Here is a 21,397-nt window from a genome sequence, read left to right as displayed (position 1 = left end):
AGCTGGGCACGGCAGCAGGCATCGCCTCCCCTATCCTGTGGCTGACCCGCGCGATTGTCTGGGTCCCATATTGCCTCGTTTATGCCATATCAAGCCGCCGCCTCGTTCACGGTTCCGTAAACACGTCCGGCGCCCATGCTGCGGTCGGCCAGAATGCGCATGCCAATGTAGCTGCGTTTCACGCATTCGGTGAGATGGTCGACTTCATCGGCAGCGGGCGCCATTCCCTTGAGCGTGCAGACGATTTCCAGGGCCTCCCACGGGTGGGTATCGTCGTAGGCCGCATGCAGCTGCAGCCAGCGAAGGGTCTGCGCGCGCCTGCCCGCGGGCAGGCTGCGGGCATAGTCCTCGCTGCCGTAGAGAAGTTGCGACCATTCGCCGGTGGCCCCCTCCACCGCATAGTTGGTGGCGATGATGCCGGCCGCAAGGGTGTCGTTCCGGCTGACGTCCTCGCACCACTCGGCAAGATCCTGCGAGCCCGCCGGGCGTTCGCCGTGCAGCACCTCCTCGCGCGCCACGCCCGCTCCTTCGGCCCAGTTGAGCCAGTACTCGGCGTGGTTCTGTTCCACCCGGATGTTGCGGACCAGCCAGCGCCGGGCCATGTCGTCCCCGGGGCTGCGGCCGTACTGGGTCTTGAGCAGGTTGCGCGCCATGTAGGCCGGAAAGCGCTCGATCACCGGCCAGATGCCGACCATGAAGTTGCGCGTGCCTTCCCGGCCCAGACGCACTTCGCGCATCAGGTCCCACAGCTCGTGGCGGATCACGCTCTGCCGGGTCGCCTCGCAGGCGTCGACCATGCCCTGCGCCCACTGGGGATAGCTGGCCAGCTCGGTGAGCGGGCCGGTGCGTTCGAATCGACGGTTCATTACGGATTCTCCTCGTTGTTCGCTGCGCGAGATCGGCCTGGCGGCACCCTGCAGCCGACCGTTTTCCGGCCGCAGCACGCCGGAAAAGTGCATGGTTTCAAGGGGCTGTCTCATGGCTGGCGAACGCGCAGGCGACGGCTCGGGGCGCCGCCCGGAGGAGTTCGTGGACACAGACGGGCATCTTCGCGCCGATGCGGCTCCCACGCACGGGTGCCCGGCGCCCTGATGACGCGCCCGGCGGTACGTGTGTCAGCTCGCGCGCCCGCTCCGGCTGCGTCGCTCGGCCGCCTGTGCCGAAGCCGTGTCGCGGGCATAGGTCCGGCGGGTGCGCACGAGCAGCAACAGGCCGGCGATGACCAGCGCCGCGAGCATCACGACGAAGGTGCGGCCCAGCGCGGCTGTGCCGGCCAGGGACGACGTCGCGGCGCGCTCGGCCATGCGCGTGGAGAGCCAGCCGAACAGCGGCGGCGCGGCCGCCTCCAGCGCGAACCGGAAGGTCGCCCGCACTCCCTCGGCGCGTCCCCACAACGCCGACGGCATTACGTCCAGTCGTGCCGCGTCGATCACCGGGTTGGCGCCGCCGAGACCTGCCGCGGCGAAAAAGAAACACGGCCCGGCGAGCCACAGCGTGCCGCTCAGCAATCCGGGCAGGAAGGCGGCGGCGGCGAGCAGCAGCGCCCCCGCGCCGACCAGCACGCGTCCGGTCAGGCGGCCACGGGCGAGCAGGCGGTCGCCCAGGCGCCCGGCCAGCAGCACGCCCGCCACCGCCCCCAGGCCGATCGCCACCGACAGGCCGGTGGCCTGCGCCTGGTCGAGGCCGAAGCGGCCGCGCATGAAGACGATGGCGAAGGTGCGCAGCCCGGCGAAGTAGAAGTAGCCCAGCACCGAGGCGGCCACCAGCGTGCGGTAGCTGGGTACGGCCAGGACGTAGCGCACCGCGCTCCACAGGGAGGCCGTGTCCGGATTCAGGCTCATCAGCGCGTGGCGGGGACGCACACCGCGCCAACGGATCACCCGGCGCAGCGCGCTGCTGGCCTCGCCCCCCTGCGCGGCCCCGTCCGGGTCGTCCGCAGGCGGCCGCTTCGCGGAGGGAACCTCGGACGCGCCACGGGGAATCCGGCTGCGCCCGCCGCGCAGGGGCTCGGGCAGGCGGCGCCACAGAACCGCCGCCAGTGCAACTCCGCACGCCGCCAGCACGCCCAGGGAGGCGCGCCAGGACAGCCACGCGGCCACGTTGCCGCAGATCAGGAAGCCGAACGCCACGCCCAGCAGCTCGCCCGCCAGCACGTAGCCGTAGATCCGCCCACGCTCGCCCGGATGAAAGAAGTCACCGATCAGCGAGGTGACGACCGGCAGCGCTACCGCAGCGGCGGCGCCCAGCACCAGACGGCTCGCCAGCAGCAGCGGGTACGACAGCGCGAGACCGCCGGCCAGCATCGCCGCCGACCACACCAGCAGGGCGAGGGCGAGCAGCCGTACGCGGTGGACGCGGTCCGCAAGCGCGCCGAACGGCAGGGTGACGCACACGCCCACGGCAGTGGACGCGGTCACCAGCCAGCCGATCTGCAGGTGGCCCACCCTCAGCGCCGTCTCGATCTGCACGGCCGCCGCGCCCAGCGTGGCCTTGTCCGCCGCATCCATCGACAGCACCAGCGCCAGCAGCGCGATCACCTTCAGCCGTGCGCGGCCGCCGGCCAGCTCCTCCAGCGGCCGCTCGATGTCGTGGTGGAACCAGCCGCGCGGCCGTGCCGCGCGTTCGGCGCTCGCGGGTCGAGCCATGGGTATCGGTCCTGTTCGCGGCGGGGGCAGGCTCCTCGCAGCCCTGTCCGGAGCGGACGGCACACGCACCGGAAGGACCGGCACGGGCCGCCGCGTGTTCTGTCCGGCCGATTCCTGCACCCGCGCCGACAACGAGGCGTCAAGGACGGACCGGCCGGGCCCGCTCGCAGGGGCGCGCGGCGGATGCTGCATCGGTGGTCTGATCCGCTCTCCACGGACAGAGGGCTCCCTGATGATCACCCTGGGTATCGAAGAAGAAGTGCAGGTCGTCGACGGGCGCGGCCAGCTCGTCGCGCACGACCTGGCCGCCGGTCTTGCCGAGCACGCCACGCCCGAGGGCATGCTCGACCGGGAGATCCACCGCTGCGTGATCGAGCTGAAGACGCGCGTCTGCGGCAGCGTCGACGAGCTGCTGGCCGCGCTGCGCACGGTGCGCGCAGCGGCACGGCGAAAGGCGGGGGCGCAGGGCCAGCGCATCCTGATCGCGGGCCTGCACCCGACCGCGTACTGGCAAGAGCAGCCGCTGCACGAGGGGCCGGACTGGCCGCACTACGCGCGACTGGTCGCGGAGTACCAGGACGTCGCGCGCGCGGCCTTCAGCTTCGGCATGCACCTGCACCTGGGCTTCGCCGATGGCACCCCGCGCATGCCGATCATGAACCGCCTGCGCCACGTGCTGCCGGAGGTGCTCGCCCTGTCGGCCAGTTCGCCATTCTTCGAGGGCCGCGATACCGGCCTGCATTCCTGGCGCCACGGCCTGCTCGACCGCTACCCGCGCATGGGCACGCCCGACATCTGGAGCAGCGAGCGTCATTACGCCTCCCACGTCGAACGCCTGCGCCGCGTCGGCTGCATCCATGCGGACCAGGCCCTGTGGCAGGACATCCGCCTGCACCACCGCTACGGCACGCTGGAGGTGCGCATCATGGACGCGCACCCGGATCTCGAGCGGATCGGCCTGATCGCCACCCTGCTCAAGTGGGAGGCGGAGACGCTGGAGGAGGAACTGCGCGACGGCCGCCAGGGCCTGGTGTGGGAACGCGCCTGCATCGAGGAGAACAAGTGGCGCGCCCGCCGCTACGGCCTGGGCGCGCAATGGATCGACTGGGACCGCGACGAGGCCAGCAGCACCGGCGTGCATTTCGAGCGCTGGTGGCGGCGCCTGGCGCCGCGCGCCGCCGGCCACGCCGAACGCGCGTACTGGGAACGCCGGCTGGCCGACGCGCTGACCGCGGGCACGTTCGCCGACGAGCTGCGCGCCCGGGTCGCGTGCGACGCGGACTGGGCCGCCACCTTGCGCTGGATGGCCGACCGTGCCGAGGAGCCCGCGCCCGCCCTCGCCAGCGTGGGGGGCTGGGCATGAGCGCGCCCGCGATCCGCCTGCACGCGCTGGGCGAGGACCGGCTCGCGCTCGCGCTGGCCGAGGTGGGTGCGCCGCACCTGCCCCGGCGCGTGCTGTCCGACCACTACGCGGTGGGCAATGCCGCGCTGCGGCGGCGGCTGGGCGACAAGATCGGCCGGCTCGTGCACGCGCTCACGCCACACCTGGACCCGGCACGGGTACGCTGGCCAGGGGCGCGTGCCGACGTGCTGGCGCTGGACCTGGCCTTCGTCGAGCACCCGCAGCGTCCATTCGAACTGGCCTGGGTGGAGATCCAGGCGTTCACCTCGATGCTGCCCACCTTCCATGCCGTGCACCTGGCACACCGGCGCCTGCACGCGACCGCCCCGGACTGCCTGCCGCACGACCCGCTGCCGCCGGGCGCGGACTGGGTGACGCACGTGCGTGGCTGGGTCGCCCCGCATCCCGACACGGTGCTGATCGAGGACCGGCCCCGCCAGCGCGCAACCTGGCCGGACCTCGCCGGCGCGCGCCACTGGTGGCGGGTCGACGTGCACGACTGGCGCGATCTGGTGCCCCGGCACGGCCACCTGGCCTGCCCGGTCAGCGGGCGGCGCTACGCGCACGTGTGGAACCGGCTGATCCTCGCCGACCTCGATCCGCCGGAGCGGCGGCGGGCGGACGCCGTGCTCGGCGCGGCCGACCGCGTGGGCTGGCACAGCCACCCGGCGTGGTACGAGGGCATCCACAAGGGCACGCTGGCCGAGCTGCCCTGGATGCGCACGAAGCCTGCCACTGGGTCGAGCACAGCCCGTCGCGCGCGTGCGGACACGCCGACGCCGGCCGGTGGGTCGCCAAGCCGGTGGACGGCCATTCCGGCCACGGGCTGCTGCTCGCTCCCACGGCGGCGCAGCTCGCCGTCCTGCCCGGCCCGCGCCAGTGGATCCTGCAACGGCGCTTCCGCCAGGTGCCCATCGGACGGCACGCGACGGGCGGCCAACCGCTGTTCGGCGAGGTGCGCTGCATGCTCGGCCTGCGCGACGGCCAACCGCCCTGGGTGATGGCCTGGATCCTGCGCCTGTCCACCGACGGCATCGCGACCATGACCGGCCGCGATACCCGACCCGGCGAAGGCATGTCGCTGCTGTACTTCGAGCCGGAGTGATGCGGCCCGGGCGCTCAGCCCTGCGCCCCGGCCACCACCATCCACGCCACGCCGAAGCGGTCGGTGACCATGCCGAAGCTGGTGGCGAAGAAGCTCGGCCCCAGCGGCTGCTGCACCTGGCCGCCGTCGGCGAGCGCGTCGAACAGGCGCCGCGCCTGGGCGTCGTCATCGGCGGCGATGGACAGCGACACGCCCTTGAATTCCGGGTGACCGGCGGCGAAACCGTCCGACGCCATCACCTGCGTCTGGCCGATCTGCAGGGACGCGTGCATCACCTTGTCGGCCGGCGGCAGCGCGCCGTCCGGGCAGCCGGCGTCGCCCGGCGGGGCATCGCTGTAGTGCAGCAGCATGAGCACCTGGGCGCCGAGCGCATCGCGGTAGAACGCCACGGCCTCTTCGCAGCGGCCGTCGAAGAACAGATAGGGCTGGACCTGCATGGGACGTCTCCTTGGAGGTGAGGATCAGGGGCCCGGGCGGGCCTCCATTGCCCCGACGCGCGACGGGGCCGCGAATCGACATGCCGCGAGCCGGGTCCGCGCCCGGCGCCGGAGCTCAGCCCCGCCCGGGGGCGTCGGCGCCGGCAGCGCCTGCACCGCCGCGAGCAGCAGGCAGTACAGCAGCGCGGCGTCCTCCACGCCGTCGCCCGCCCGGAATGCCCCTTCGCGCCGGGTAGGACGCCGCCTCCTCGACCTCGCCCGGCACCGCGCGGCCGGCCGCGGCCGGCTTCACGAACAGCTCATCGTCGCACACCGGCGCGACCACCCGGCCGTCCTGGTACAACGCGTACTCGCCGAACATCCTGCGGTACGCGAGCGCGTCCCCCAGGCCGCCTGCTCGCCCACGTAGGCGAGGTAGCGCTCGCCCGAGGCCATGCGGTCTCCCGTGCAAGGCGCGATGCCGCGCGATCAGCGGGTCGCAGGCTGCGCCACGGGAGGCGGGCCGGCCGGCGGCGTGCCGGTGAGCTGGCAGGCCAGCGCGTACAGCACGCGCAGATCCTGCGGGTCCAGCGTGTCGCCCTCCATGCCGCGGAAGTGGTGGTGGAACGAGCGTACCGCCGCGGCACGGTCGTCCAGCGGGTAGCCGATCAAAGCCAGCGCCATCCAGGGGTCGAAGCCGGGCGGCGGATCCACCAGCGGCCCGCGTGGCCACAGACCGTAGCCGGCGTCTGCCAGCCGCTGCCAGGGGAACAGCGGACCGGGGTCGGTCTTGCGCCCCGGCGCCAGGTCTTCGTGGCCGATCACCTGGGTGGGCGGGATGTGCAGGCGCGTGGTCAGGTCTGCCAGCAGGCGCAGCAGGCTTTCGATCTGCGCCTCGGCGAATGGCGACTGGCCGTCGTTGTCCAGTTCGATCCCGATCGAGGCGGAATTGAGGTCGGAGATGGTGCCCCAGCGTCCCGGGCCGGCCTGCCAGGCCCGCTCGCTGTCGGCCACCAGCTGGTAGATCGTGCCGTCGCTGCCGACCAGGTAGTGCGCGCTCACCGGCCCGCCGCTGTTGGCGGTGCGCAAGGTGTGCAGGCTCTCCTGCACGGAGTGCTCGTCGGTGAAATGCACCACGATCAGCACGGGCCGGCGCTGGTCGTAGTTGGGCGAAGGCACCCAGTGCGCCATGGGGTTGCGCACCGGTCCGCAGGCGGCCAGCGCCAACAGCATCAGGACCGGCAGCAGGAGACGGCTCGCGCGGGACGGGGGCGCGCACCCGGGAAGCGGCAGGGACACGGTCGGCGTTTCGTTGGTTGCGGAGCCCCCGAACCTGCCGCAGGCCCGTGGCGGGCGTCAAGGGCGAGACCGCCCTGCCGTGACGCGCGGCCGCCACCGGCCCGCCCCGCGCCTGCCTGTTATGGTGGGCGGGATGCCTGCGGCCGGCGCCCCTGCGATGCCGCCGCATTCGACCACGAAGGGGAACCGCCCATGTCCGCCACTGCACTGCCTGCCACCCTCCGCCCGGCGCTGCGCCGGCTGTCCGTCGCCACCTTGCTCGCGCTCGGCCTCGCCGGCACCGCCCAGGCGAGCCCCCCGTCCGAGCAGGCGCGCTGGCAGCGGGAAGCCCGGGCTGTGACGATCACCCGCGACGACTGGGGCATCGCCCACGTGCACGGCAAGACGGACGCGGACGCCGTCTTCGGCATGGTCTACGCGCAGGCCGAGGACGACTTCAACCGGGTCGAGACCAATTACCTCAACTCGCTCGGCCGCCTCGCCGAGGCCGAGGGCGAAAAGGCGATATGGTCGGACCTGCGCCAGAAGCTGTTCATCGACCCGGTGGAGCTGAAGAAGCTGTATGCGCAGAGCCCGGCCTGGCTGAAGTCGCTGATGGACGCCTGGGCCGACGGCCTCAACTACTACCTGGCCACGCACCCGGACGTGCACCCGCGCGTGATCACCCACTACGAGCCGTGGATGGCGCTCAGCTTCACCGAGGGCAGCATCGGCGGCGACATCGAACGGGTGTCGCTCGAGCAGTTGGAAGCCTTCTACGGCACGCCGCAGGACGTGCCGGTGCCGGTCGCGATGGCGCAGGCGCACCCGAGTTGGGTCGAGCCGACCGGCTCCAACGGCATCGCCATCGCGCCGAAGCTCACCGCCGACGGCCATGCGCTGCTGCTGATCAACCCGCACACTTCGTTCTTCTTCCGCTCCGAGCTGCAGATGAGCTCCGACGCGGGGCTGGATGCCTACGGCGCAGTGACCTGGGGCCAGTTCTTCGTGTACCAGGGCTTCAACAAGCACATCGGCTGGATGCACACTTCCACGGGCGCCGACGTGGTGGACGAGTTCGCCGAGACCATCGTGCGCAAGGACGGCAAGCTCCACTACCGCTATGGCAAGGAACTGCGCCCGGTCACCCAGCGCGAGATCGTCGTGCCCTATCGAACGAAGGACGGCTCGATGGCGCAGCGCCGCTTCACCGCCTACTTCACCCACCACGGCCCCATCGTGCGCGCGGCCGATGACGGCAAGGGTGATCGCAAGTGGATCGCGATGGCGCTGATGAACAAGCCGATCCCGGCGCTGGAGCAGAGCTGGCTGCGCACCAGGGCCAGCGACTACGCCAGCTACATGCAGGTGGCCGAGCTCAAGGCCAATTCGTCCAACAACACGCTGTTCGCCGACGACAAGGGCGAGATCGCCTACCTGCACCCGCAGTTCATCCCCAAGCGCGACGACCGCTTCGACTACACCAGGCCGGTGGACGGCTCCGATCCGGCCACCGACTGGCACGGCCTCACGCCGCTGGACCAGGCGCCGCACGTGGTGAACCCGGCCAACGGCTGGGTCTACAACACCAACAACTGGCCCTACTCCGCCGCCGGCAAGGACAGCCCGAGAAAGGAGGATTACCCGCGCTACATGGACAGCTTCGGCGAGAACCCGCGCGGCCTGCACGCCATCCGCGTGCTGACCGGGCAGAAGGACTTCACCCGCGCCTCGCTGATCACCGCCGCGTTCGACTCCTACCTGCCCGCGTTCGCGCGGCAGATCCCGATCCTCGTGCACGACTACGACACGCTGCCGGCCGCCGACCCGCTGAAGAAGAAGCTCGCCGGCCCGATCGCCCTACTGCGCCACTGGGACTACCGCTGGGGCATCGCCTCGATGCCGACCTCGCTCGCGGTGTTCTGGGGCGACACGTTGTGGGATGAAGTCAGCAAGGCCGACACCGCCGAGGGCCTGTCGATCTACGACGCGATGGCCGAGAAGGCCGGCCCGGCCATGCGCCTGCATGCGTTGGCCGAAGCCGTCGACCGGCTGCAGCGGGACTTCGGCCACTGGGGCGTGCCCTGGGGCGAGATCAACCGCTTCCAGCGCATCAACGGCGCCCTGGTGCAGCCGTTCGACGACGCCAAGCCGAGCATCCCGGTACCGTTCACCTCCTCGCGCTGGGGCTCGCTGGCCTCCTTCGGCGCGCACCGCTGGCCGGGCACCCGCCGCTACTACGGCACCAGCGGCAACAGCTTCGTGGCGGTGGTGGAATTCGGCCCCAGGGTGAGCGCCCGCGCGATCACCGCCGGCGGCGAAAGCGGCCATCCGGATTCGCCGCACTTCAACGACGAGGCCGAGCGCTACACCACCGGCAACCTGCGCGAGGTGTACTTCTGGCCCGAGCAGCTGAAGGGCCATGTCGAGGCGGTCTACCACCCCGGCGAAGCCCCCCGCTCGCCCTGAGCGAGGCGCGTGCAGGAGCGAGCTTGCCCGCGCTGCCTCTGCTCTGGTGGCACGTGGCGCGAAAGGCATCGCGGGCAGGCTCCTACCTGGGTTGGCAATTGAGATGCGCGGGATCGGCTCCATGTGGAGGGCACACGAAACCCCGGAGTTCCCCATGGCCACGCCTGCCCCGCTGCGCATCGATTTCGTCTCGGACGTCTCCTGCCCCTGGTGCGCGGTCGGGCTGGCCTCGCTGCAACAGGCGCTGGAACGGCTCGAGGGCACCGTGCAGGCGCGGATCCACCTGCAACCCTTCGAGCTCAACCCGGGGCTGCCCGCGGAAGGCGAGGACGCGACCGGGCACCTGATGCGCAAGTACGGTATCGGCGAGGCGCAGGTGGAAGCGAACCGCGCCGTGATCCGCGAGCGCGCCGCGGCGGTGGGCGTCACCTTCAACCTGCGCCGCGGCAGCCGCGTCTACAACACCTTCGATGCGCACCGCCTGCTGCACTGGGCCGAACTGCACGGCCGGCACCTGCCATTGAAGCGGGCGCTGCTGCGCGCCTACTTCACCGACGACGAGGACGTGTCCGCGCACGACACGCTGGTGCGGCTGGCCGGCGAGGCCGGGCTCGACCGCGACGAGGCCCGGCGCGTGCTCGACAGCGGCGCCTATGCCCAGGAGGTGCGGGCGCAGGAGCGCTGGTTCCAGGAACGCGGCATCCACTCGGTGCCCGCCACCATCGTCAACGGCAAGCACCTGATTCCCGGCGGGCAGCCGCCGGAGGTGTTCGAGCGTGCGCTGCGCGAGATTGCCGGTGCGTTGACCGCCTGAGGCGCCACCATGCGGGCTCCGGCCCCCACGGAGTCCCCGCCATGCGCCTGTCCCGCCCGTCCCGCCCGTCCCGCCTGCTCCGCCCGCTGATCGCCCTGCTGCTCGCCGCCTGCAGTGCCGGCGGCGACGTCACCCGCCCGGTTCCCACCCTGTTCGTGCCCGCGGCGCAGCCGGCGCACCGACTGGTCGTGATGCTGCCGGGGCGTGGCGACAGCCTGGACTCGCTGGCGCGCACGGGCGTGGCGCAGATGATCCAGCAGCAGTGGCCCGATGCCGACGTGCTGCTGACCGGGCTCACCCTGCCGTTCTACCGCCAGGGCCTGGCTACCGAACGGCTGCGCGGGGAGGTGCTGGTTCCGGCGCGTGCCGGGCGCTATCGCCAGGTCTGGCTGGCCGGCATCTCGCTCGGTGGACTCGGCGCGCTGATGTACGACCGCGCCCATCCCGGCGAGATCGACGGCATGCTGCTGATCTCGCCCTACCTCGGCGACGAGCCGCTCTACCGCGAGATCCACGCCGCCGGTGGCCTGGCGCACTGGCAGCCGGGGCCGGTGCAACCGCTCGCCCCGGAGACCTACCAGCGCGAGCTGTGGCGCTTCATCCAGCACTGGTCCGACGATCCTGCGCGGGCGCGCTCGGTGTGGGTGGCCTACGGCGACCGCGAGCGCTTCCGCGACCGCATCGAACTGCTCGCCACGCAGTTGCCGCCCGGGCACGTCTTCGAGCTGCCCGGTCACCACAACTGGACGCTGTGGCGACCGGCGATGCGGACGCTGCTTGAACACGCCTCGCCGGACGAAGGCAGGCGCCCTTGATGACTCTTCTCGCGCGCCGCGCTACTGCCCGCGGCCCGGAATCTGCAGCCCGCGCTGTACTGCCGGGCGTTCCAGCCCGCGTTCGAGCCAGGCCGGCACGTTGATCAGTTCGTCGAAATGCACCAGGTCGCGCGCCTCGTAGTAGTCGACCAGGTTGCGCACCCAGCCGAGCGTGGCGATGTCGGCGACGCTGTAGTCCTCGCCCATCAGCCACGGCCGCCCGTCCAGCCGCGCCTCCAGTACGCCGAGCAGGCGGCGCGATTCGGCCACGTAGCGCTGGAGCGGCCGCTTGTCTTCGTACTCGCGCCCGGCGAATTTGTGGAAGAAGCCGACCTGCCCGAACATCGGCCCGATCGCCGCCATCTGGAAGAACACCCACTGGATGGTTTCCCAGCGCAGCGCCGGATCGGGCGAGAGGAACTGGCCGGTCTTGTCCGCCAGGTAGAGCAGGATCGCGCCGGATTCGAACAGTCCGATCGGCTCGCCGCCGGGGCCGTCCGGATCGATGATCGCGGGGATGCGGCCATTGGGGTTGAGCGACAGGAACTCCGGCGTGGTGTTCTCGTCGCGCATGATGTCGACCAGGTGCGGCTCGTACGCCAGCCCGGTCTCTTCCAGCATGATCGAGACCTTCACGCCGTTGGGCGTGTTGAGCGAATAGAGCTGGATCCGCTCCGGATGGCGTGCCGGCCAGCGTGCGGTGATCGGAAAGGCGGACAGGTCAGGCACGTGGGGCTCCTGCGAGGGATGGGGTCCACCAGCCTGACAGACATGCGCCCATGGGCAAAGTGGCGCGCTCAGGAGGCGTCCACCTGCTGCCGGGCCTTCCGCGGCGCGGCCACCTGCCCGGCCTCCAGCGCGGCCATGGCGCGTGCCTTCCGGCGCAGGGCCTCCCAGCGGATCCACCCGGCCGCCACCGCCATGCCGCCGAAGGTCAGCGGCCCACCGGGCCACGAGTGCGCCTTGAACACGTTGAGGCCGAAGCTGGCGGCGGCGAGCAGCAGCACCGGCGCCCAGCCGTGGCCGGCGCGCTTGAGCGAGACCGCTCCGGCGACCGCCCCGAACGAGAGCGCGACCCGCCCGATCAGGCCCAGCAGCGGTGCATCGGTGAAGCCCTTGCCACCCAGCACGGGGTCGAACCACAGCGCGTCGATCATGTCGCGCCACGCCTCCGGCTGGCCCGACGCCAGCGCCCCCTTCACCAGCAGCCCGATGACCAGCCCGGCCGCCGTGTCGAACGAGGTGAACGCCACCGCGAACACGAACATCCCCGCCTTGCACAGCCACGCCGCCCAGTCCGTCCGGTCGCGGACCAGCATCGCCACCGACAGGGCCGACAGCGGAAACAGCGGGATCTGCGCGTAGTGCACGAACATCCAGGTGTCCACGTCCAGCGCGAACAGGTCGTCCGGATGCGGATGGAAAATCTCGATGATGGCCAGGACGAACGGCGCGGCGGTGACCAGGGCGACCGCAGCCCATGGCCGGTCGGCGGAAAAGCTCATACGTATCCTTGGGGGCGGGAGACGTTCACGCGACGTGCGCGCGAGCGTGAACCTACAACCGCCCGGGTCTACGTCGCGTGGGCAAGGGCCGAAAACCTCGCGGACACCCACGGCGGCCGACGCCCGGCATGCCTTGCGACGACCCGCCCGCGGTGCCGTACACTCGGTCCGCGCACGGGAGTTGCGCTCCAAGGGGGAAATCCGTGAACGAACTCGTCTATCGCAACGAGAACGCGTTGCGCGCGATCGCGCTCGTGCTGTCGATCGTCATCTGGGCCGCGCTGTTGCTTGGCACCGTCGGCATGCTGCTGGTCTGGCTGCTTGTGTTCGCATTGGTGGCGCATTCGGCCTTGATCGCCCATCTGCGCGGCAACGCCATCCGCATCAACGCCAGGCAGATGCCGGATCTCTACCAACGGCTCCATGCCTGCGCCCGCAAGCTGGGCATGCACCAGGTGCCAGAAGCCTATCTGGTCAACGGCAACGGCGTGCTCAATGCCTTCGCCACGCGCTTCCTCGGGCGCAACTTCGTGGTGCTGCTCTCCGACGTCGTCGACAGCATGGAGGACCGCCCAGGCGCGCTGGATTTCTACATCGGCCACGAGCTGGGCCATCTGCGGCGCAATCACCAGACCTGGTCCAAGGTATTGGCGCCCGCGTTGTTCCTGCCGCTGCTCGGCGCAGCCTACTCGCGCGCCCGCGAATACACCTGCGACCGCCACGGCCTGGCCGTGTGCGACAACCCGGAAGACGCCCAGTACGGGCTGGTGGCGCTGGCCGCCGGCAAGCGCCGCTGGCGTACGGTCGACCTGGCCGAGTACAGCAGCGGCGCGGCGACGAGGCCGGGCTTCTGGATGTCGCTGCACGAACTGGTGGGTGACTACCCCTGGCTCAACAAGCGACATGCCTGGCTGCGCGCGCTTGCCGAACAGCGCAGGCCCAGGCTCGGCGGCCGCAATCCGCTGGCGTACGTCATCAGCCTGCTGTTGCCACGCGTTCCCGGCCTCGGCATCGGTGGGGGCCTGGTGGTGGTGGCGTATGTGGCGATCCTGGCCGCGATCGCCATCCCGGCCTACCAGGACTATGTGGGCCGGGTTTCCGTGAGCACGGCGATGACCGACGCAGCACCCTACCGGGCCGCGGTCGAGCAGTTCGCCGTGCAGCATCAGGCATGGCCGCAATCGGTCGGACAACTCGGACTTGCCCCATTTGCCGGCGATGCCAACGTGGCAGGCATCACCCTGGGGGCGGAAGGCACGCTCCAGCTGACCTTCGCCAAGGCACCGGCACGCGGGCATGTTCTGCTGCTGACGCCCTACGTGCGGGACCACGCCATCCACTGGGCCTGCAGCGGCGACCTGCCGGCCAAACTGCTGCCGGCCGAGTGCCGGACGGAACAATGAAACCGGGGCGGGCAGGTCCGTCGGACCTGCCCGCGGCTCAGCCGACGGGCGACACCGGCGCGCCGCGCACGCGTGCCCGGCTCTGTCGCCAGTAGTCCTCCCAGGCCTGGAACATCAGCACGTTCCACAGATGGGTGTGCCACTTCCGCTCGCCCTGGGCGAAGCGTCGCCACAGCGCGCCGATCGCGTGGGCGTCGAGCAGGCCGTCGGCGGCCAGGCGTTCGGGCGACAGCAGGTCGTCGGCCCACTCGCGCAGGTCACCCCTGAGCCAGGCGGTCACCGGCGCACCGAAGCCACGCTTGCCCCGGTACACCATCGCGGCCGGCAGGTAGCGCAGCAGCACCTTCTTGAGCAGGTACTTGCTCTCGCCCCCGCGCAGCTTCATGTGCAACGGCAGCGACCAGGCGAACTCGGCCACGCGCCAGTCCAGCAGCGGCGCGCGCGCCTCCAGACTGACCGCCATGCTGGTGCGGTCGACCTTGCACAGCAGGTCGTCCGGCAGGTAGGTCACGAAGTCGGCCAGCATCATCGCGTCGGCCGGCGTGCCGGTGCCGTCCAGCGGATCGGCCTGGCCGTAGAACGAATCGATCGCCCTCGCGCCCGGCACCACCGCCACCGGGTCGCGCCAGCGCGTGACCCGGTTGCGGTAGACGTCGCCGATGCCGCGCGCCCCCATCTCGGCCAGCAGCGCCGGCAGGCCGCCGCCGCGCGAGGCCTCGCCCTGCCCCCGGGCGATGCGTGCGAGCGATCGGCGCAGTGCGGCCGGCACCCGCGACAACATCCGCCAGTTGCGCAGCGCCCGGCGGTAGCGGCTGTAGCCGAAGAACAACTCGTCGCCGCCGTCGCCGGAGAGCGCCACGGTGACGCCACCGCGCGCCAGCTTCGCGACCAGCGCGGTCGGCACTTGCGAGGCGTCGGCGAACGGCTCGTCGAACATTGCCGGCAGCCGGGGCACTACGGCGAGGGCATCGGCGCCGCTGACGTACAGCTCGGTATGGTCGGTATGCAGGTGCTCGGCGACTTCACGCGCCAGCGGCGCCTCGTCGTGATGCGAGCCCTCGAAGCCGATGCTGAAGCTGTGCACCGGCCGCCCGCTCTGCGCCTGCATCATCGAGGTGACGATCGAGGAGTCGGTGCCGCCGGACAGGAACACGCCGACCGGCACGTCGGCCACCATGCGCAGGGCGACCGCGTCGCGCAGCAGGGCATCGAGCCGTTGTTCCGCCTCGGCATCGCTCCCCTCGAACGGCGCGGCCAGCGCGGCACGCATGCGCTCGCGCGCGTCCCAGAACGGCCGCTGCGCCTGCGCCGGCCGGTGCGCCGAGGCACCGGCCAGCACCGCCGCGGCGTCCATGCGCAGCACGTGCCCCGGCATCAGCTTGAAGCTGCGCTCGTGGATGCAGTGTGGCGCGGGAATGTAGTCCAGCCGCAGCAGCAACGTGAGCGCGTCGCGGTCGATCCCGTTGTCGAACTCCGGGTGCTGCCACAGCGCCTTCAGCTCGGAACCGAACACCAGCGCGTCACCCGCCCAGCCGTAGTACAGCGGCTTCTTGCCGACGCGGTCGCGCGCCAGCCACAGGCAACGCTCGTGCCGGTCCCACAGCGCCAGCGCGAACATGCCGTTGCAGCGGCGCAGGCTCTCCTCCACGCCCCAGGCGACGACGGCCGCCAGCAGTACCTCGGTATCCGAGTGGCCGCGAAAGCCGGCCCCACGCGCCTCCAGTTCCGCGCGCAGCTCCGCGAAGTTGTAGATCTCGCCGTTGTAGGCGAGCACGTAGCGTCCGTCCGCCGAGGCCATCGGCTGGTGGCCCAGCGGCGACAGGTCGAGGATGCTCAGCCGCCGGTGTGCCAGCGCGATGCCCGCCTGCGCATCGACCCAAACGCCCCGGTCGTCCGGCCCGCGGTGCGCGAGCGCGTCGCCCATCGCGCCCGCCAGTGCCGCCAGCTCGTCACCGTGCCGCTGCGGCGAGGGCAGCAGCAGTCCCGCCAATCCACACATGAGTCATCCCGATGCCGCGGGCTCGCCCGCTACCTTGCGCCGCCATCGGCGCGCCGAACCACCGGCCGTTATACCGCACACCGGCGCGCCGCGTCGTCGACCGCGGCGGCGCACCCGAGCCCCTGCGGGCCCCACGAAACGCGCCCATCGCCCGCCGCAGGCCTGACCGGCGCGGCAGCGAGTGCTAAAAAGAGCGGACGATCATCCATCGAGGGGATTCCGATGTCGACGCAGACCTCCCGTTGCGGCCTGGCCGCCTTGTTCGGCGCGCTGCTCGCCGCGGCCGTGGTTCCGGCCGCCGCCGGCGTCGGCAAACCCGCCGCCCACCCCTGGCTGCTCAAGGCCGACCGCGTCTTCGACGCTCGCAGCGAGCAGGCGCACGCGGGCTGGGTGGTGCTGGTCGAGGGCGACAAGATCGCCGCTGTCGGCCCTGCCGGCCAGGTGCAGGCCCCGCCCGGTACGCAGACCATCGATCTGCCGGGCACCACCCTGCTGCCCGGCCTGATCGACGCGCACTCGCACATCTTCCTGCATCCGTACAACGAGACCCTCTGGAACGACCAGGTACTCAAGGAAACCCTGCCCTACCGCACCATCGAGGCGGTACAGCACGCGCACGCCACGCTGATGGCCGGCTTCACCGCCCTGCGCGACCTGGGCACCGAAGGCGCCGGCTACGCCGACGTGGACGTGCAGCGCGCCATCGACCAGGGCCTGATTCCCGGCCCGCACCTGTTCGTCGCCACCCGCGCCACCATCGCCAGCCACTGCTACGGCCCCGGCCCGATGGGCTTTCGCAGCGACCTCGACCTGCCGCAGGGCGGCATCCCGGTCAGCGGCGTGCCGCAGATGATCGACGCGGTGCGCGACCAGGCCGGCCACGGCGCCGATTGGATCAAGATCTACGCTGACTACCACTGCGGCAAGAGCCACGGTTCGATGCCCACCTTCAGCGAGGAGGAGCTGAAGGCCGGCGTGGAGACCGCGCACTCGCTCGGCCTGCCGGTCTCGGTGCACTCGACCACGCCTGAAGGCATGCGCCGCGCCGTGCTCGCCGGCGTCGACACCATCGAGCACGGCTACGGCGGCACCCGCGAGGTGTTCCAGCTGATGAAGCAGCACGGCGTCGCCTACCTGCCCACGCTGGAAGCCGAGGCCGCCTACGCGCAGTACTTCCGCGGCTGGAAGCCCGGCCAGCCGCTCGATGCCGACATGCAGCAGTCCGCCCACGCCTTCCAGCTCGCGCTGGACGCCGGCGTCACCATCGGCAACGGCAGCGACGTGGGCGTGTTCACCCACGGCGACAACTACAAGGAAATGGAGTGGATGGTCCGCGACGGCATGCGCCCCGCCCAGGCCCTGCTCGCCGCCACCGCCGTCGACGCGAAGATCCTGCGCCAGCAGGACCGCTTCGGACAGATCAAGCCCGGCCTGGAGGCGGACATCATCGCCGTCCAGGGCGACCCCACCGCCGACATCAGCGCGCTGAGGAACGTGCCGTTCGTGATGAAGGATGGGGTGGTTTACAAGCAACCGTGAGCGCCTTCGTGCAAGTCGGCCGCCTGGCTGGCGGACCCAGCCATACGGTTTATTTCCCCGCTTTCACGCGAATAACGGATAGCGCCCCGGAAACGACGATATGCACGACGGGCAGGCTGACCGCTCGCGAGTACTCAACCAAAACAAGCGGTTGATATGTCGACAGAATCGACTGACTTGACCCAAGCCAAGATACGAACCACGATCGGTGCATATGCCCCTATTCGGGGTCTACTAAGCGTTAGGCTGCAGATGCACAAATTGCTTCGTAAGCCACAGGCCATCTACACCACCACGACAGTCCTGTGGTTCATTTGCGCGTTGGCTCACTGCGTATGGCGCACCCACGCAGCCCTGTCTGGGCCACCCAGCCCCGACCTTTACTCAAACCACGTATCCTTCCAACTCGTTACGTTCCTTGTGTTCTGGGTGCCCGCGTGGCTCATTGGGTTGCTCGTAATACTCGTCGGTGAATTTGCGGTCTTCGGGCGCAAGCCTAACCACTCGTCCAAGCGGACGCGCTGACGCGCGCCGCTTAACTCCAGCGTTAGAACTCACCATGCTTCGACGGCTCGCAGAAAAAATTCCGGCGCACCTCCCAAAGGCGTTCGTCATTGGGCTGGCTTGCTGGGGCGTGGCTGCAATACTCATGGGCGCTGCCTTTGCGTGTGTAAAACTTGGCTGGCACGCCGCTTACACGATGGTCTTCGCAGCTGTCTTCATCTGCATTCTTGGCTTCATGGGGAGCGTCGCTTGGTTCTTGGTGGAGCAAACCTCAGGTCGCGTAACCAAGTGGCGCGGCTAAGTTCTAACAACTCGTTCAAGGCGGACGGCTTCGCCGCCGCTTAACTCAAGCGTTAGGCCCTTGCTTGGTTGTTCTGTCGCAGCGTGCGCTTCGTCCAAGCCTTCGCCAGCTTGCAGCCCTCCGCACTTGGTCGCTGCCCTTGCAGCGCTGCGGCAAGCTCCAGACACCCAAAGCTGCTAGCGTTGCGTTCGGTGGGGTTTGCGGTTGCGCCGGTACAGTCGCCCAAGCATGGCGCAGCGCAAGCCCCTAACTCTTCATTCAAGCGGACGGCTTCGCCGCCGCTTAATTCGGGCGTTAGGCCTCGTGTACCCATGCAAGACGAAATCACCAACAGCGCTGTTGCCGTCGTCAAGTTCATCGCGTACTACATCATCTGGTCATTCGTTCTGTTCAACCTGGGTCGCATGTCGCTGCTTGTTGTCACGCTTGGGCAGTATCCACGAGGCCTTGATGCTCAACGTCACGTCAACCAAATTTCGCTCGTTGGCATTCTTGTGCTCGTCTTGGCTTGGTCGGCTATTGCCGTTTACAACAACACTCTTGGCGCTCATGCCTAACATTTCGTTCAAGGCGGACGGCTTCGCCGCCGCTTAACTCCAGCGTTAGGGCTCATTGTGACTACATCGTTCTTGTGCGGAACATGCGGAGAACTCCACGAAGGTCTGCCGACCGATTGGGCATGGAAGCTGCCTGACGAGGTGTGGGCGCTGTCCACGGACGAGAGAGATGCGCGAGCCAAGTGGACAGATGACTTGTGCCAGTTAGACGAGCGCTACTTCATCCGTTGCATCCTCAAGGTGCCGTTCCAAGAGCTTGAGGGTTATTACGGCTGGGGTGTGTGGGCCGAAGTGGCAGAGAAAGATTTCCGCCGCTACCTGGAGCTGTACTCGGAAGATGCCTCGGGGGAGCCGCCTGTGCCGGGCACTCTTGCAAACGCAATTTCCCAGTACGAGGCCGCTCTCGGCCTGCCTGTTTCCGTTCAGTTCGGCGACGCCACCTCCCGACCCAGCGTCCACGTGCCGCTGTCCACAGGTCATATGCTCGCGGTGGTGCAGGCCGCTGGCATGTCCAATGCCAGCTATCACGACGTCCTCGTGTCTACGGGCGCCCTAGGTGGGCCCTAACAATTCGTTCAAGGCGGACGCGCGGAAAACCGCGCGCCGCTTAACTCCAGCGTTAGGCCGCAAACCATGTCTCTCTCGCTGCTCCGCAAGCTCCAGGAATCGATCGGATCGCGCAGGTTCCGTAAGCAGGCGTGGCTTGGGCAGGACCAACCAGACGCCGACGGGGTCACGCCATTTCAACGCGCCGCCGTTGCAGCCTTGCAGGACGAATTTGCAGGCGTGTCTTTTTCTTCCGCTGGCAGCAAGGAGCTCTACCTGCGCGGCGAGCTACCGAGCGCAAATGCAACATTCTTCGTTTACAAGGACGGCGCTCAACTTCAGGCGCACACAGCCGATTTTCGGGCTGAGCGCTGGGACTACGAGAGTCCATCTGCCTTAATCAAAGAGCTTCTCAACCACGGCCGTGCGGCACTGCGGTCTAACTAATCGTCCAAGCGGACGCGCGTACCGCGCGCCGCTTAACTCCAGCGTTAGACTTCCAAGAACACGTCCATGCGAGCTTTGCCGACACTCATTCTGTTCACTTTGCTCGCTAGCTCACTTTCTGGCGCTGCGCTTGCAAGCGAGCCCGTTCATCCTAAATCTGATCCTTGTTTTGCCGACCACGCAGTGACGCTACTCGGCGTATTGACAACTCACCAAGAATACGGCCCACCGGGTTGGGGCGAATATCCTACGCACGATAGGCGGTGGACCATGGTGGTTCTCAATGTGTCCCACGCCACCGCAAAAAAGATAGCTGGCTTGCTGAAGGATTGCTTCGACGACACGGCCAGCTTTACCCAGGTGCAGCTTTGGTCGCAGCAGGGTCCGGGGGCGCTGTCAAAGTATCAAGGCAAAGAGGTTCGAGTGATGGGTTCGCTAAGGGCCGCCAGTGGCGCACCCGCTGAGCTTCACGATGCGCAAGTGTGGGTTAGCAATATATCTATGATCCAATAGAGCCTAACCAGTCATCCAAGCGGACGGCTCCGCCGCCGCTTAACTCCAGCGTTAGGCCCCATATGAAAGTTCTCGCAACTGCTTTTCTCATCCTTCTTTCCTTCCCGGCATGTGCCGCGATCGAGAAGATTGCGACTCCGACGGAGTCTGGTATCAATTTCATGTGGTGGCCAAAGGTTGATCCGCCAAAGGGCTGGCACTTTGATCAAGGGTCCTCGTATCACTTTTCGTTCAACGCCATCGCTCCGGACGGATCCACCTTTTCAAAGGCTGAAACAGTCATGTATGCCCGGGCAGACTACAAGCCTCGCATTCCGCAGACACGGAGCCTTGAGTCCTACATCGCCAAAGACATAGCCGACTTCAAAAAGTCCGACTCGAGCTTGTCCGTTGCTCGAGGACAGTCAATTTCCGGAGACAGGATTGAGTTTCAGGTAGTCTGCTACTCGCCAGGCAAAGGTAGCTCCAGTAACTGGGAGTGCGTCGCTTACGGTGACGATGGAGACTACTACCTTACTTTCGTTGTCAGCTCTCGTACAAAGGCCGGGCTCGCTGGTGCAATCCCTGCATTCAATTCGTTCGTTGCAGGCTACCGGTCTGGGCCCTAACAATTCATTCAAGCCGAAGCCGCTTCGCGGCTCGGCTTAATTCAGGCGTTAGGCCTCAAATGAGATCGCGCGAAGACTTCGATGCCGCATTTGAGATTGTTGGCAGCGTGGTGCGCGCGTGGGACCCGTACCGTCTTATCAGCAGCGGCGCGCCAGCCAGCGAGTTCGATGCACAAATTGGCAGGCTTGTCGCGCGCATCCCTCGCATCACGAGCTCCTCTGCCGCAGCTGTCGCTATCTCCGAGGTCTTCTCCGCAGCGTACGAGCCAGGGCTGTTCTCTCCCGCCCAGTGCTCCGCTCCTGCGGAGGAACTCTTTGCTAGGCTGTCGGCAGCCGGGCTTGCACCGCAGGGGTAATCCCCCCGCCGATTAGCTGACCCCAGAAGTGGAATTTTCTCGTAGTCTTTCCCGAGGAGGTTCCATGAAGAAGTCTCGCTTCACCGACAGCCAGATCATCGCCGTGCTCAAGCAGGCGGAGACCGGCACGCCCGTACCGGAGCTTTGCCGCGAGCACGGCATCAGCTCGGCGACG

General features: G+C 68.8%; 21 protein-coding genes. 13 read left to right on the top strand and 8 right to left on the bottom strand.

Features of this window, described 5'->3' with window-relative positions:
- Nucleotides 1-89: 89 nt before the first annotated feature.
- Entirely contained in the window at nucleotides 90-866 is a 777-nt protein-coding gene (locus WAT24_RS14340; RefSeq protein WP_336808587.1) for an iron-containing redox enzyme family protein, read from the bottom strand.
- A 249-nt stretch (nucleotides 867-1,115) separates the two neighbouring features.
- Nucleotides 1,116-2,645 carry an MFS transporter gene (locus WAT24_RS14335; protein ID WP_336808586.1) on the bottom strand — a complete coding sequence of 510 codons (1,530 nt, stop codon included), beginning with the start codon at nucleotides 2,643-2,645 and terminating at the stop codon, nucleotides 1,116-1,118.
- Between the two features lie 232 nt (nucleotides 2,646-2,877).
- On the opposite strand from WAT24_RS14335, the gene WAT24_RS14330 reads away from it, so the two are divergent.
- From WAT24_RS14330 to WAT24_RS14320, 3 genes are read left to right on the top strand one after another with little or no spacing between them, the layout of a single operon-like run.
- On the top strand, nucleotides 2,878-4,008 hold the full coding sequence (locus WAT24_RS14330; RefSeq protein WP_336808585.1) for a carboxylate-amine ligase: 1,131 nt from the start codon (nucleotides 2,878-2,880) through the stop codon (nucleotides 4,006-4,008).
- Nucleotides 4,005-5,048 carry a hypothetical protein gene (locus tag WAT24_RS14325; RefSeq protein ID WP_336808584.1) on the top strand — a complete coding sequence of 348 codons (1,044 nt, stop codon included), beginning with the start codon at nucleotides 4,005-4,007 and terminating at the stop codon, nucleotides 5,046-5,048. Before WAT24_RS14330 ends, WAT24_RS14325 begins: the two co-directional genes overlap by 4 nt.
- Nucleotides 5,012-5,152: a hypothetical protein gene (locus WAT24_RS14320; RefSeq protein WP_336808583.1), complete on the top strand. Its 141-nt coding sequence runs from the start codon at nucleotides 5,012-5,014 to the stop codon at nucleotides 5,150-5,152. The genes WAT24_RS14325 and WAT24_RS14320 overlap by 37 nt, the downstream gene beginning before the upstream one ends.
- A 14-nt stretch (nucleotides 5,153-5,166) precedes the next feature.
- Here WAT24_RS14320 and WAT24_RS14315 read toward each other — a convergent pair whose 3' ends face one another.
- From WAT24_RS14315 to WAT24_RS14305, 3 genes are all read right to left on the bottom strand, one after another.
- Nucleotides 5,167-5,589 carry a VOC family protein gene (locus WAT24_RS14315; protein ID WP_336808582.1) on the bottom strand — a complete coding sequence of 141 codons (423 nt, stop codon included), beginning with the start codon at nucleotides 5,587-5,589 and terminating at the stop codon, nucleotides 5,167-5,169.
- Nucleotides 5,590-5,704: 115 nt separating this feature from the next.
- Nucleotides 5,705-5,950, bottom strand: coding sequence for a hypothetical protein (locus tag WAT24_RS14310; protein ID WP_336808581.1), 246 nt, complete (start codon nucleotides 5,948-5,950; stop codon nucleotides 5,705-5,707).
- A gap of 107 nt (nucleotides 5,951-6,057) precedes the next feature.
- Entirely contained in the window at nucleotides 6,058-6,801 is a 744-nt protein-coding gene (locus WAT24_RS14305; protein WP_336808656.1) for an N-acetylmuramoyl-L-alanine amidase, read from the bottom strand.
- A 258-nt stretch (nucleotides 6,802-7,059) separates the two neighbouring features.
- Between WAT24_RS14305 and WAT24_RS14300 the strand changes: the two genes are divergently transcribed.
- From WAT24_RS14300 to WAT24_RS14290, 3 genes are all read left to right on the top strand, one after another.
- Nucleotides 7,060-9,315, top strand: a complete 2,256-nt coding sequence (locus WAT24_RS14300) for a penicillin acylase family protein (RefSeq protein ID WP_336808580.1) — start codon at nucleotides 7,060-7,062, stop codon at nucleotides 9,313-9,315.
- Nucleotides 9,316-9,469: 154 nt separating this feature from the next.
- A complete protein-coding gene (locus WAT24_RS14295) occupies nucleotides 9,470-10,129 on the top strand; it encodes a DsbA family oxidoreductase (RefSeq protein WP_336808579.1) in 660 nt (219 codons plus the stop codon).
- Nucleotides 10,130-10,170: 41 nt separating this feature from the next.
- Nucleotides 10,171-10,944, top strand: coding sequence for an alpha/beta hydrolase-fold protein (locus tag WAT24_RS14290; RefSeq protein ID WP_336808578.1), 774 nt, complete (start codon nucleotides 10,171-10,173; stop codon nucleotides 10,942-10,944).
- A 21-nt stretch (nucleotides 10,945-10,965) separates the two neighbouring features.
- Here the strand turns inward: WAT24_RS14290 and WAT24_RS14285 are convergent, their stop codons facing one another.
- The gene (locus tag WAT24_RS14285) at nucleotides 10,966-11,673 is read right to left on the bottom strand and encodes a glutathione S-transferase N-terminal domain-containing protein (protein ID WP_336808577.1); all 708 of its coding nucleotides are present in this window, start codon (nucleotides 11,671-11,673) and stop codon (nucleotides 10,966-10,968) included.
- Between the two features lie 68 nt (nucleotides 11,674-11,741).
- Nucleotides 11,742-12,449 carry a hypothetical protein gene (locus tag WAT24_RS14280; protein ID WP_336808576.1) on the bottom strand — a complete coding sequence of 236 codons (708 nt, stop codon included), beginning with the start codon at nucleotides 12,447-12,449 and terminating at the stop codon, nucleotides 11,742-11,744.
- Between the two features lie 203 nt (nucleotides 12,450-12,652).
- On the opposite strand from WAT24_RS14280, the gene WAT24_RS14275 reads away from it, so the two are divergent.
- Nucleotides 12,653-13,852, top strand: a complete 1,200-nt coding sequence (locus WAT24_RS14275; RefSeq protein ID WP_336808575.1) for a M48 family metalloprotease — start codon at nucleotides 12,653-12,655, stop codon at nucleotides 13,850-13,852.
- 37 nt (nucleotides 13,853-13,889) lie between these two features.
- Here WAT24_RS14275 and asnB read toward each other — a convergent pair whose 3' ends face one another.
- The gene (gene asnB / locus WAT24_RS14270; RefSeq protein ID WP_336808574.1) at nucleotides 13,890-15,851 is read right to left on the bottom strand and encodes an asparagine synthase (glutamine-hydrolyzing); all 1,962 of its coding nucleotides are present in this window, start codon (nucleotides 15,849-15,851) and stop codon (nucleotides 13,890-13,892) included.
- A gap of 222 nt (nucleotides 15,852-16,073) precedes the next feature.
- Here asnB and WAT24_RS14265 point away from each other — a divergent pair, with 222 nt between their 5' ends.
- From WAT24_RS14265 to WAT24_RS14245, 6 genes are all read left to right on the top strand, one after another.
- A complete protein-coding gene (locus WAT24_RS14265; RefSeq protein WP_336808573.1) occupies nucleotides 16,074-17,390 on the top strand; it encodes an amidohydrolase family protein in 1,317 nt (438 codons plus the stop codon).
- 1,116 nt (nucleotides 17,391-18,506) lie between these two features.
- Complete coding sequence (locus tag WAT24_RS14260) at nucleotides 18,507-18,752, top strand: hypothetical protein (RefSeq protein ID WP_336808572.1); 246 nt, start codon at nucleotides 18,507-18,509, stop codon at nucleotides 18,750-18,752.
- A gap of 57 nt (nucleotides 18,753-18,809) precedes the next feature.
- On the top strand, nucleotides 18,810-19,319 hold the full coding sequence (locus tag WAT24_RS14255; RefSeq protein WP_336808571.1) for a DUF2199 domain-containing protein: 510 nt from the start codon (nucleotides 18,810-18,812) through the stop codon (nucleotides 19,317-19,319).
- Between the two features lie 66 nt (nucleotides 19,320-19,385).
- A complete protein-coding gene (locus tag WAT24_RS14250; RefSeq protein ID WP_336808570.1) occupies nucleotides 19,386-19,745 on the top strand; it encodes a hypothetical protein in 360 nt (119 codons plus the stop codon).
- 66 nt (nucleotides 19,746-19,811) lie between these two features.
- Nucleotides 19,812-20,258 (top strand): DUF4431 domain-containing protein, encoded by a 447-nt coding sequence (locus WAT24_RS16560; protein ID WP_425605310.1) that lies wholly within the window; start codon nucleotides 19,812-19,814, stop codon nucleotides 20,256-20,258.
- A gap of 1,028 nt (nucleotides 20,259-21,286) precedes the next feature.
- A partial coding sequence (locus WAT24_RS14245; RefSeq protein WP_336808655.1) for a transposase occupies nucleotides 21,287-21,397 on the top strand: 111 nt, incomplete at its 3' end.

Origin of the sequence: Fulvimonas yonginensis (genome assembly GCF_037137055.1) — a bacterium.
Classification (GTDB): domain Bacteria; phylum Pseudomonadota; class Gammaproteobacteria; order Xanthomonadales; family Rhodanobacteraceae; genus Frateuria_A; species Frateuria_A yonginensis.
The sequence above is the reverse complement of the archived record's forward strand: the minus strand, read 5'-3'. Positions and strand labels throughout refer to the sequence as shown.